The organism is Clostridium sp. Marseille-QA1073, from assembly GCF_054863625.1.
In genome coordinates, this window is the sequence record NZ_JBSVQM010000002.1 from 213,746 (window position 1) to 226,839 (window position 13,094).

10 protein-coding genes, 1 pseudogene and 1 riboswitch are annotated in these 13,094 nt (G+C 30.9%); of the genes and pseudogenes, 2 read left to right on the forward strand and 9 right to left on the reverse strand.

The genetic code is table 11. The features are described 5' to 3' along the window. Window positions 1-244: 244 nt before the first annotated feature. The 3 genes from ACY1IQ_RS02830 to ACY1IQ_RS02840 form a co-directional block, all read right to left on the reverse strand. A complete protein-coding gene (locus ACY1IQ_RS02830) occupies window positions 245-814 on the reverse strand; it encodes an NAD(P)H-dependent oxidoreductase (RefSeq protein ID WP_461612532.1) in 570 nt (189 codons plus the stop codon). Between the two features lie 23 nt (window positions 815-837). Further along, window positions 838-1,395 (reverse strand): flavodoxin family protein, encoded by a 558-nt coding sequence (locus tag ACY1IQ_RS02835; RefSeq protein WP_461612533.1) that lies wholly within the window; start codon window positions 1,393-1,395, stop codon window positions 838-840. Window positions 1,396-1,495: 100 nt separating this feature from the next. Next, on the reverse strand, window positions 1,496-1,822 hold the full coding sequence (locus tag ACY1IQ_RS02840) for an ArsR/SmtB family transcription factor (protein WP_461612534.1): 327 nt from the start codon (window positions 1,820-1,822) through the stop codon (window positions 1,496-1,498). Window positions 1,823-1,994: 172 nt separating this feature from the next. Beyond that, window positions 1,995-2,177: riboswitch (Lysine riboswitch) on the forward strand. A gap of 226 nt (window positions 2,178-2,403) precedes the next feature. Between ACY1IQ_RS02840 and ACY1IQ_RS02845 the strand changes: the two genes are divergently transcribed. Both ACY1IQ_RS02845 and ACY1IQ_RS02850 read left to right on the forward strand, forming a co-directional pair. Then, the gene (locus ACY1IQ_RS02845; RefSeq protein WP_461612594.1) at window positions 2,404-3,732 is read left to right on the forward strand and encodes an APC family permease; all 1,329 of its coding nucleotides are present in this window, start codon (window positions 2,404-2,406) and stop codon (window positions 3,730-3,732) included. 4 nt (window positions 3,733-3,736) lie between these two features. Next, window positions 3,737-5,341, forward strand: a complete 1,605-nt coding sequence (locus ACY1IQ_RS02850) for an amidohydrolase (protein WP_461612535.1) — start codon at window positions 3,737-3,739, stop codon at window positions 5,339-5,341. Window positions 5,342-5,502: 161 nt separating this feature from the next. On the opposite strand, the gene ACY1IQ_RS02855 is transcribed toward ACY1IQ_RS02850, so the two are convergent. The 6 genes and pseudogenes from ACY1IQ_RS02855 to ACY1IQ_RS02880 form a co-directional block, all read right to left on the reverse strand. After that, window positions 5,503-6,210, reverse strand: a complete 708-nt coding sequence (locus ACY1IQ_RS02855) for a DNA alkylation repair protein (protein ID WP_461612536.1) — start codon at window positions 6,208-6,210, stop codon at window positions 5,503-5,505. A 437-nt stretch (window positions 6,211-6,647) separates the two neighbouring features. Further along, complete coding sequence (locus ACY1IQ_RS02860) at window positions 6,648-8,393, reverse strand: ABC transporter ATP-binding protein (protein WP_461612537.1); 1,746 nt, start codon at window positions 8,391-8,393, stop codon at window positions 6,648-6,650. Window position 8,394: 1 nt separating this feature from the next. Next, window positions 8,395-10,185 (reverse strand): ABC transporter ATP-binding protein, encoded by a 1,791-nt coding sequence (locus ACY1IQ_RS02865; RefSeq protein ID WP_461612538.1) that lies wholly within the window; start codon window positions 10,183-10,185, stop codon window positions 8,395-8,397. A 605-nt stretch (window positions 10,186-10,790) separates the two neighbouring features. Next, window positions 10,791-11,750, reverse strand: a complete 960-nt coding sequence (locus ACY1IQ_RS02870) for a helix-turn-helix transcriptional regulator (protein WP_461612539.1) — start codon at window positions 11,748-11,750, stop codon at window positions 10,791-10,793. 112 nt (window positions 11,751-11,862) lie between these two features. Beyond that, window positions 11,863-12,342, reverse strand: a pseudogene (locus ACY1IQ_RS02875) (GNAT family N-acetyltransferase); the annotation flags it as partial. An 89-nt stretch (window positions 12,343-12,431) separates the two neighbouring features. Continuing rightward, window positions 12,432-13,088, reverse strand: coding sequence for a class I SAM-dependent methyltransferase (locus tag ACY1IQ_RS02880; RefSeq protein WP_461612540.1), 657 nt, complete (start codon window positions 13,086-13,088; stop codon window positions 12,432-12,434). Between the last annotated feature and the right edge of the window lie 6 nt (window positions 13,089-13,094).

The window sequence follows — 13,094 nt, forward strand, 5'->3', positions numbered from 1 at the left end:
CAATTCTATATTCAACTCCATTTCCATTTAAAAAACTTACAATCATCTTAAAATATACGTCTATATTACACTCCTAAATTTCCATTTCACTCTTCCAGCAAATATCTTAAGTTTTTTAATATATTCTTTTATCTATAGTTCCTTTCCATGTAAAAGTAAAAGAACTATAAAATAAAAATCTTGCAAAACAACTACGTATTTGCAAGGTTTTTACTTATTATTTCATCATGAATATATACAATACTTAAATTTCAATCGCCAGCTTTTGTAAAAATTTCTCTCTTTTCACTTGAGCGCCTTTAGAAACATCCCCACAATGAATCCACTTGGCATTTTTAATTCCAATACCTTTTAGTGTAGCATTAATAAATGTTTTCTGAATCATATTACCAGCAAAATATTTTACATACCAACGTTGAGCTTGACCTGTTGTTATCACTTTGGCAGATTTAATATGGGTTAATTTACCCTTTAAACCTGTACTTGATTCTGTATATGAGAAATTTTTCAACATAACTTTATCAATGAAACCTTTAAGGATAGCAGGGGTATTGTACCACCAAAGGGGAAATAGAAAAATAATTTCATCTGTTTTTTTTAGCATATTTTGATATTTTGTTACCAAAGGGTCCTTATGTTGTCCTTTTGAATACAAAGCCAATTCCCCTTCGGTCATAACAGGGTTAAAGTTATCTTTATTTAAGTCAATTACCTGGTATTCCTTTTTCTTTTTTTCTAAAGCAGTTGTTATTGTATCCAGTATAGCCTTATTAAAACTTCCGTGCCATGGATGAGAAAATATAATTGTTACCATCTTGAATCACCTCTCAATAAATATTATAAATATTTTAAAATGTCTGCTCCTAATGCATAGGAAGCCTTTTTATATTGATCATTTTTATAAACCTGCAATTCATATGTGCTTACATTAAGGTTTTGTATAAACTCCATACCAAGATAATTGGAAAGCATGTTGATGGATTTAACGATGTTTTCAACTCCTGCATTAGCCTCGTTGATATCGCCATAGGTAGTTAATAATACAATTTTTTTATTTAATAAAATATTATGATCTACTGCATATAACCGGTCTAAAAAAGTTTTTAACTGTCCACTCATATTAAAAACATAGACAGGAGTGGCAAGAACCAAAACATCTGCTTTTTCCACATCTTTATAAATATCCTGCATATCATCCTTTAATACACATTGACTTTGACTACTTTTTTGACAGGTGTTGCAGCCTGTACAGCATTGTATATTTTTTGACTGGAGATAAATTGTTTCTATTTGGGCTGATGATGTTAAATCCTCTACACCTTTTAAATACTCTCTTAATAAAATAGCTGTGTTTCCCTGCTTTCGGGGACTTGCTAAAACAGATAGTATATTCATATTTATTACTTCCTTTCAGTTAATCCAGTGAATAAATACTTTTATGCGCACACATGCACATTATAACGTTTTTAAAAAGGCATATCTGCCTTTTTAAATTTTATTGCTGTATTAATTTTTTTAAATTGGTTGCTGTTAATTCGAATTTTTCAAGAATATATCTATCGTTCAATTCATAAAAAACACTTCTATTCTCTTTTGTTTTATTGACTATCCCATATCTATGCATTAACTCTAAATGTCTTGAAATAACTGAACGGTCCTGTGTAAAATTTTCAGAAATATCTTTGATATTCTTAGTGCCGTTAACAGCAAGATATTTCATAATATCACATCGTACTGGGTCAAACAAAGTCTTAAAAAATTCAAAATCAATATTTTCTTCTATTTCTTTGGCACAGTCTAAAATTAAATCATTTTCATTCATATCTATCACCTAATTAAGATTATATATGCACATTCATGCATATGTCAATAATAATTTATAAATATTATTATGAACCGTCCCTTAAATATATATAATTATATAAAGTTGACAAGACGTAAATATCATGTTATGATATCAAAAATTAAAATTTCATAAAAATCCTCATCCTTAAGGGTGGGGTAGAGGCGCGATTGCTAATATTAACTATATCGAGGTCGGAAACCTATGACATATAGTGAAAGGAGCCGTCGCCGAAGTTTCAGATACCAAAATCTGATGCTGGGTCTGTATTTAATAGGTACAGGACTGTCATCATCGTATTTGCTCGATACTTTGATGTTGCGCTATCTCACATTGAGCCAGAAAGGAGAGGAATGTCTTTAGCTTTGCTATACGCATATAAGCACCTGACAGACCTGTTAGGTGTTTTTATTTTTACTATTAATTTTAATTTTTTACAATATTGTAAATTTAATGAACGGGCATTGTGATTAATTGCTTAAAAAGGAGGATGAATATATGACTAATAATTCAAATGATTTAACTCAAGTAAAGGATTCAGGTTTTAAAAAGAAATTAGTCTGTTTGGTGGGGTCAGTATTTTAGGAGGTATAATGGTAGGATCAGGTATTTTTTATCTAGGCTCATATGTATTAATGAGAACTGGAATGAGTCCTGGCTTGGCTTTATTAAGCTGGATTTTGGGAGGCTTAGTTTCTCTATTAGGTGGTATTTGTTATGCTGAGCTAGGTGCTTCAGATCCCCGTGCTGGTGGACTAACTGTATATTTAAGTGAGGCCTATTCACCTATGGTTGGTTTTTTAGGTGGTTTTAATAGTTGGTTAATCGGTGGTCCTGGCTCTATTGCTGCTATAGCAATTGCACTACCAAGTGCTTTAACCATTATTATGCCTCTTGAAGAATGGACGATTAAAATTATTGCTATCTTTTTAATCATAGCATTGACCATTGTCAATTATTTTGGTGTTAAATTTGGTTCTAGACTACAAAGTCTATCTATGATTGCAAAATTAATTCCTATTGGAATCATAATGATCTTAGGACTTTTATTTGGAAAAGTATCACCTGATTTAAACCTAGTTCCCAAGACAGCAGATGCAAGCTTTGGCTCAATTATTAGTATGGTAGCCTTTGCTGTAGTAGCAAGCTTGTGGGCATACGAAGGCTGGACTAATTTAAATACCGTAGCTGAAGAAGTAAAAAATCCTAAGAAAAATTTACCCCTTGCTATCATTATTTCTATCCTTTCCATAACAGCACTGTATACATTATTTAATTATTCTATATATAAGGTTATACCTATTGATGAAATTGAAAGTTTAATATCTAATAATCAATATTATTTAGGAACTTATGCAGCAGAAAAATTGCTAGGAAACACTGGTAGTATTTTAGTTGTAATAGGAATGGTAGTTGCTATGTTTGGAGCTTTAAATGGTTGTATACTAGCCTTCCCAAGAATGTATTATGCAATGAGTGAACAAGGTCATTTCTTTGAAAGTTTTAGAAAATTGCATCCGGTGCATAAAGTTCCTTATGCTCCTTTAATAGTACAATGTGTAATATCTGTGATACTCGTATTACTTAGAAACTTAAATCAATTAACTTCTTTAGTTGTATTCTCAGGAATGATGTTTAATACTTTAGGTGTATACGCAGTTATGATTTACAGGAAAAAACGTCCTAATGTAGAAAGACCTTATAAAGTGATTGGCTATCCTATTACAGTAATCTTAACAACTTTTATCTTTGTAGGGTTAATGGTAAATACCTTTATTGAAGATCCTCAAACCTCAATTATTGGTTTAGTCGTGCCAGCTATTGGTACATTATTCTACTTCTATTTTGATAGAAAAAATAAAACTGCACAAGAAAATATAAGGGGATGATATTTTGAAAACAATTTTAAAAAACTGCAAAATTTATGTTGAAAAAAATAATTTTCAGGAGGCAATCTTTATTGATAATGGTGTTATTCAGCAGGTTGGTACCAATGAGGAAATCTTAAAAAATATTGCTGATAATATAATAGACCTTCAGGGAAAAACTGTTTTGCCAGGTTTTAACGACAGCCATCTTCATATGTCACATATAGGAGATGCTATGAGTTCCTGTAATTTAACATCCGCTAAATCAATTGATGAAATTATTCAGTTGGGTAAAAAATTTATAGAAGAAAATAAAGATATAACAGTTTTAAGTGGTAGAGGGTGGAATCAAGATTACTTCACTTCTGGTGAAAAGCGTCTATTAAATCGCTTTGATTTAGATAAAATTTCTACAGAAATTCCAATTGTCTTTGATAGAGTATGTGGACATGTTTCAGTAGGAAATACTAAAACTTTAGAAGTACTAGGTGTAGATGAAAATACTATTGTAGATGGTGGTGTAATTGAAGTTGGAAACGACGGAAAGCCAAACGGTATATTCAATGAAAATGCTGTCCGTGTTATTCAATCAGTTATTCCCAAAAAAGATGATAAAGAGAAAGAAAACGAATTTATAAAAGCTGCAAATTATGCTTTAAGTGTTGGAATAACCTCTGTTCAGTCATGTGATATCATTGGCAATGATTTTAAAAGAATGTTCAATATAATTCATAATATTTATGATAATAAAAAATTAAAATTAAGATATAGTCACCAATACAATTTTCAAAATATAAATGATTTCAAAGCTTATCTTGAAACTGAGCATAAGACAGGACAATATGATGAAAAATTCTTATCAAAAGGTGTATTAAAACTATTTAAAGACGGTTCTCTAGGTGCTAGGACTGCTTTAATGTTAAAGGATTATGAGGATGCTCCAGGTACTAAAGGTGTAACAGCATTAAGCGATAAACAGTTACAAGATTTATGCGATTTAGCGACAGAACATAGAATTACTGTAGCAACTCACGCAATTGGTGATGGTGCCATAGAAAGTGTTATTAATGCCTATGAAAAAACTATGAAGAATGAGAAAAATCCTCTTCGTCACGGCATTGTTCATTGTCAAATCACAAGTCAGGAACAATTAAAAAGAATTGCTAAATTGAATATCCCTGTTATGTACCAACCTATTTTCTTAGACTACGATATTAAAATTGTAGAGGCACGTGTTGGAAAGGAATTATCAAGTACTTCTTATGCTTTTAATACTCTATATAAATTGGGAGCTCCAATAAGTTTAGGAACAGATTCTCCAGTAGAAGACTGTAACCCATTCCCAAATATTTATTGTGCAGTAACAAGACTAAGATTAGATGGTAATCCAGTGGGAGGTTTTTATCCAAATGAAAGGATAGCTCTTGAAGATGTTATTGATGCCTACACAATTGGTAGTGCTTTTAATGAGTTTAAAGAAGATTTTAAAGGAAGATTAAAACCAGGTTATGTTGCTGATTTAATCATATTGGATAGGGACATATTCACCATAGATGAATTTGAAATCAAAGATATTAAGGTTGAAAAGACCATGATAGATGGAGAATTTGTATATGAAAAACAGGATTAAAAGTTAAGTTAAATTAGATCTATAAATTATAATATAAAATACCCTAGTAGGTAGTTCACCTACTAGGGTTCACATATAAGAGTATATTATCTAATTAATAAAACTACTTTAAAGATAAGAGTTCCACAAAATCCATTAATAGAAATAACTTTCCATTTTTTCTAACGTCCTAAGTTTTTAATCTTGATGCCTATTTTCCCTTTTTCCGCATATTTTTTTAGATATTCCACTGCTGTCTGAGTATTACAGCTATTTTTAGCTAGAATAGGATCAATTTTCCCAATTCTTTCGGCAATTTCTAATGCAAATTCATGTAAGGGCTTTATATAAATACCTGCCATTATTACAAAATTATTCATAGAATTTTGTAATCGGATTTTTTCATTATGTATATTATTTGCTATTTTATTTAAAATGTTTTTAACTTCTTTTAAATCTATTTCACTATCATCTAATATAGTAAATAAAGTACAATAAATGGCATAGCCTGCACATACTATTAGTTCCTCACTACTATTGATCCACTTTCGTGCAATTTCAAATCCAAAGGGGGTTTTTGCTGCAACTACAGCCACACAGCGGTCACTAAGCATATCCCAATTAGCAGCTTTTATCCATTCATCCATTTGCTCAATAGAAACTTCTTTAGGATCTTCTATGAGTCCAGCAAGGTACATTGCATCACTATTGCCAGTGTTATACAATTCTAAGGCTAAATTATGATTAGTCTTAATTTTCTTTTTTAGCAATTTTAAATCACCAAGCTTTACACCATATAGAGGTTCTTTTGCCCCATGGCTTAAATAGATTTTTTTGGTTTGTTCATTGCCATGCTCTTTTAAATATATCATTACTTCATCTTTAGTCATTTTATTCTCCCCCTACCTTTTCTTAATTTTTTATTTCGATTTTACCTAATTTGCTTTTTTTCTCCTTTTTCTTTATTAAAGTTTTTATTGATTCTAGGAAATACTCTATATCAGCTCTGCTAAATTTAATAGGTAGAATAATCAATTGCTGTAGCATCCCTAAATACTACCTTACTCATATTCTTATCAATTAACATTTTCTAAAATTTGCTATAGATAAATACCCTCTTAACCTTTCCGCATTCCTCTAATTCATGTAACAACTATTAATTATTGTACACTCTAAAGTTTATCTTAAATAATTATACCTTTCTTAATATAATGTAACAATATTTTCAGTATGCATTTATGAACTTGTATTATATTTATGTATAAAAGTTTAGAAGAGAAGCTACAATAGCTCCTCTTATTTTTGTATTTATGCAGTACAAATATTTTTAAATACTCCATCCTTCCGCTGTCTTTCTTATGTCTAAAAATCTTTTATAAACACCTTTCTGATTTATTAATTCTTTATGAGTTCCTCTCTGTACAATTTGTCCCTCATCCACTACAAGTATTTGATCTGCGTTTTCAATAGTAGCAAGACGATGTGCAATTATTATAATGGTTTTTCCATGTACTAAAGTACTAATAGCCTTCTGTATTGCATGTTCATTTTCAGGATCTATGCTGGCAGTTGCCTCATCTAGAATAACAATAGGAGCATTTTTTAACATTGCTCTAGCTATAGATATCCGTTGTTTTTCCCCTCCAGAAAGAGTGGAACCACCGTCGCCAATCACTGTTTCATATCCATTAGGAAGACTCATAATGAAGTCATGACAGCAAGCTTTCTTAGCTGTTTCCACTACATCTTTAAAGGTTGCCTCTGGTTTTCCAAATCGAATATTATTAAGTACGGTGTCATGAAATAAATATACCTTTTGAAATACCATACTGATATTTTTGAGAAGACTATCACAAGTCATTTCCCTTACATTGATACCTCCTACTGATACACTTCCTTTATCAACGTCATAGAATCTAGCAATTAGATTACATATAGTTGATTTTCCACTTCCTGAAGGACCAACAATTGCTGTAGTAGTATTTTCTGGTATAGTGAATGATATATTCTTTAATATTTCTCGCTTTTCATAGGCAAAGGTAACATCTTTAAATTGAATATCATATGCGGATAATTCCATGTCCTTGCTGTTTTTATCAATAAATTCTGCATTTTCTATACTATCTAGTTTATCCAATGTGGCATCAATAATCTCCAATACATGAGCTGCATTATTTATAGCTTCAATATGCCCAAAGATGACAAAAGAGAAAATAGCCATCATAAGCATGGTAGGAATATCCATCGCTCCATTTGTAGCCATTATTGCTGATGCAATAACAATACCAACAGATGCTGCCTTAAGAGCAAATAAATGGAGACAGTTATAAGGAACATAATTCTTTTCAATTTTCATATTTATATCTTTACTCATCTTGTAGGCATTGTTAATACCTTCTATGGAAACTCCATTACGTTTAAATGCCTTAACTACGGGCATTCCTCTTATATACTCAATAGTAGCTGTAACCATGCTATCTTGTGCCTTTTGATGTATCGGTGCATTTTCACTACTCTTATTACCAAGTAATTTTAAGAATAGTGTAGATAACAATATACCTACTACTGCAATCAGAGCAATCCACAAATTATAAAATGCCAGACAAAGCACCATTGTAAATGCACTGATATATCCGTTTACTACAACATCAATCATCTTCATTCCATACATCTCAATAAAGGACAAATCTGTTGTTACTGCTGAAGCAATTTCTCCAGCACTCTTTTTGCTAAAAAAACCTAAAGATACTCTTTTTAATATATCACCAATTCTAATTCTTTGTTCTGCTGCTACTTCATGTCCAATACTTTCTTGAGTAGATGCACGAAGATAAGCAAACAAAAATCTACCCATTACAGTAAAAATCATAAATCCTAACATATAGAATACCCAATGTATTGTTAGCTTGCTATTACCCTGCATGTCCTCTATAATTAGATTTAATCCATATGCAGCTCCCATAATTGGCATGGCTGTAAACATAGTATTAAAGAAGGAGTATATAAACCCTATATATAAACGCTTTTTTCGCTGTCCAGACCACTCAATAATTCTTTTTATTGATTTAAACATCTTACTTCACTACTCCTTTCTCATTGTTAGCTGCCCATTTCTTTGCACCAATATGAGCCTCCCACATTCCCTTATAAAGTTCACATTCCTTAAGAAGTTCGTCATGAGTACCTGTATTTATAATACATCCTTTTTCCATAACGATAATTTTATCTGCATTTTTGATGGTAGATAGTCTATGAGCAATCACTAATAATGTTTTACCTTTGGTAAGGGCAGCAATAGATTTTTGAAGTTTATCTTCATTTTCTGGATCAGTAAAAGCTGTTGCTTCATCCATGATAACAATAGGTGCATTTTTTAATATAGCTCTTGCTATAGCAATTCTTTGTTTTTCTCCCCCAGATAATTTTCCTCCTGCCTCTCCAGCATTGGTATCATATCCCTTATCAAGATTTTGAATAAACTCATCACAACAAGCTGCTTTTGCTGCATTAATTACTTCCTTATCTGATGCCTTAGGATTACCAAGTCGTATATTCTCCATAATTGAACAGTTAAACAAGAAATTATCCTGAGTTACAAAGCTCACTGTATCAGCAAGTTGTGACAGTGGAAGTTTTTTTATATTAATCCCTCCAATTTTCACTTCTCCACTACTCACATCCCAAAACCTTGCAATCAATCTTGCGACAGTGGACTTTCCTCCTCCTGAAGGACCAACCAGCGCTGCAAAGTTTCCTTGTGGAAGTTTTAAATTAATATTATTAAGTACATCATTTTCTTCACTATTTAAATTATCATTTTTATCAGTATCATAGGAAAAAGAGACATTTTTTAGCTCAATATCATATTGATTAAGATTTACTGGTTCTAATGAATTTTCAAGTTCTTTCAAATTTAAAAATTCATATGCATCCTTTACAGCATATTCTATAGCTTTAATCTCATTTACAAATACAGTAAAACTAGTCAATGGTGCTACAATTCCCAAGGACAATATTAAACATATTGTAAGGTCCGCTGGACTTAAAGAGCCATTGATATAAAGATACATACCAATGGGCATAGTACCAAGTAGAGTTGATGGTAAAACTGATCCACCAAAATTCATAAGCTTCCAAGTACTTTCAAACCAGTTTAGTGTATATGCTTTAAAAGACTCTACTGCTTTTTCAAATTTTTCATAAGAGGATGAAGAACGATTAAATGCCTTAATAACTTCAATTCCTTCTACATATTCTACAACCACGCTATTTACATAGTTGCTGGACTCCATGTAATCTGCATACTGTTTATTAAATGTCTTCATCATAAATGCATAAGCTACAACTGCAATTGGCACTGTAACCATTGCTGCAAGTGCCATACGCCAGTCTATCATAATAATGTAGACAAATACCCCTATAGGCAAAAGTAGATTAGAGATTCCCTCTGGAATCAGATGAGCTAAAGGAAGCTCAATAGTTTCCACACGATCTACAATAACATTTTTCAATTTTCCTACTGACTGATTCAACACAGTACCAAGTGGGGCTTTCATTAATCTATCAGCAATCTTAAGCCGCATATTTTCTAATATGGTATATGCAGAAAAATGAGCTAACATAGTAGATATTGCATAGAAACTAAGCTTCACAACATATCCTGCAAGACATATGGCCGACCAAAATAATATACTCTTTATTGTTTGACTTCCATCGAAAAATGAAATTATGATTTGATAAACTCCTACATAAGGTACAATTCCACCTGCAACACTGATTATGGCACATATTACTGAAAGGATCATTTTCAACCTACACTCTGATGCAAAAGCCAAAACTGTTTCTAACCAATTTTTTTCTTTCATTTTACACTCTCACCTCTCACAGATTTTTTAGTTTTAAAGACTATACCTTTTTCTTGTCTTTCTATTGCAGAAGAGAAAAATTATTATATATAGATAAACTACTAAGATAATTCACAACTTTAATCAATGGATAATTAAGAATGGACAATTGACAATTGTGGTTGAAATTAATTCTTTGTGAATTAATTTCTTTAATAGATTTTTTAATAAAAGTGACTGTGTCACTTTTAAAAGAAATGAATTCAAAACTTCTCTTGTAAAAGAGAAGTCTCAATAATTGTCCATTGTCAATCGTCCATTCGTATTGTATAAGTGTAAGCTTAAATAGCTTAATAACACAATTCTATGAATGCATAGATTAAATCTAAAAGTGCTATGTCTATATAATTAGTCTTTTAAAACAATTATAGGGATTAGTCATAACTAACTAATCCCTATTTTAATCATTCATAAATATGCCTGCCACTCCGCAAGGGTTAAATATGCTCCAATTGGACATTAGAGTTAGGATACCCTAACTCTAATGTCCAATAAAAGCGCCTTTCAGCACTTATAAACACATATATGATAATATTATAACAACCTAAAGTAGAAGACCACTCCATTTATACAAAAGTTTTTCTATATTCAGAAGGTGAAATATTCATAAGTTTTTTAAATGCAGAGGCAAATTTACTTGAATTCTCGTAACCAACCTTCCCTGCAATAGTAGTAATACTTTCATTGGTTTCACGGAGCATTAACGCCGCTACTTGCATGCGATAAGATCGCATATATGCAGACATTGATGTGCCATAAACGCCTTTAAAGCAATTCTTCATAGAAGTAAGTGGTATATCAAATTGGGTGGACAATTTCTCTAAGGTAATATTCTTTTCTATATTATCAGTCATATATTTCATAATTAATTTTACTTTTTCAACTTGCTTTTTAGAAAAATATGGTCGTTCTTCAGCTTTTTCCAATACATCTACTACTGTTAAAAACAGTAGTAGTTCTAAAACCTTAATCTTAAAATAATTTATACGAATTTTATCAGGCACAGTATAGAGTTCGGAAAAGATATGTTGAATGGAGTCCTTTGCACGCATAATAAAAGGTAATTTTCCTAAACAAAATTTACTATATAATTCTTGTAAATCAATAGAAAGACTGCCAAAAATATTTGATAATGTTTTCGATGCTTCTTCAATATATATTGCTACTGTAATTCCATGATAATGTTTTAGAGGAAGTCCAAATCCTATGGCGTGATGATTTCTTGAATTAATCTGTAAATCTCCCTCCTGTAAATACATATATAACCCACCATCAAGTTCCCATTCTATACGGCCCTCTCGACAATGATCAATTCCTATCATCTTAACTTTTGGTAAAAACTCTGAGAAACAATTTTGCATATGAAAATCATTATACATCAAATCAATGCCAGGAAATACATTATAGCAGGTCATGGTACCTTCTCCAGTGATATCTTCCATTTTATATACAGTACAATTTTCATCTCTTTTTATTACAGTAATATTATTACCATAAAAAGCCTTCTCTTCCGATAATCTCTCCAATTTGACCATCTCCTCTTTTATCTTAATAAGAATCCTACTAAATAGAAAACTTGAAAATATAAAATCTTGTGTCTTCTAAAGTTTATCTTAAATAATTATATCTCTATAAAAATTATGACTTAACCCATTCCTCTTTTAAAATCCCCATAATAATTTTGTCATGAAAGTTACCATCTCTATAAAATGCTTGTCTCATAATACCTTCTGTTTTGAAATTAGCCTTAGTATAAGCTTTAAGTGCTCCTACATTTTTTTCGGAAGCAGTAAGCATTATTCTATTAAGACCTAAACTTTCAAATCCATATTTAACAATTTCTTTTGTTACAAATGTACCAACACCTTTTCCATGATAAGATTTATCTCCAATAAATATAAAATATTCACCAGATAAATTTATTTCACTGATTTGAACTATACCATCATATCCAATTAGCTTTTCATTACAGTTATCTACAATAGCCTGATTATAAGATGATTTATCCAATAAAAGTTTATCAAACCAATTTGATATCTCATCATTGCTTTTCATTTTTTGAAATGTTAATAAAGAATATCTTATTACCTCCTTATCCTTTATCCAAGAAAAGAAATATTCTTTATCAGATGGCTATAAATTTCTTAATTTAATATCCATACAATATCTCTCCTATCGGTATTCTCAAATATTTATTTAAATATTATCTATTTCTTACGTGCATTTATATAATAATATTTAGAATCGTATTTTTTACCATTTAAATAACAATAGTCTATATGGCGTATTTTTTCTATATCAAAGTTGTGAAATAAATTTAAAATATCTTCGCGATTTGCATAAAAGTGCGGTATATCTTTTTCTGCACCATCTTCTTTATTTATTACTGTATTTTCATCTATTTTAGGAAATCCAGCTTTCTCAAACTTCCAAGCTTCCTTAGAACACATTGATGTATATATTTCTCCACCTTGTTTTAGCACTCGCTCTATTTCACTTATAACCTTTTTTGCACCTAATGTGTCTGTATGTGAAATAACATGATATGCAAATACACAATCAAAAGAATTATCCATATAAGGTAAAGCATTCATATCTCCAACTCTGATATCAATATTTAAGTTTTCTTTTTTAGCCCATTCTTTTAAGTTATTCATCCCGTAATCTGATAAATCTATAGCTGATACACTAAAACCTTGTTTTGCAAAAAATATAGAATGTCGTCCTAATCCAGCACCTAAATCTAAAATATTTTTAAAATCTAATTCTAACCATTTGCTAGACAGATAATAACTATCTTGAGTCGGCTTTAACCAAGGTGATTGATTTGCTTTTTCCCATTCCCATCCTTTTGAATTTACCATTTCTAT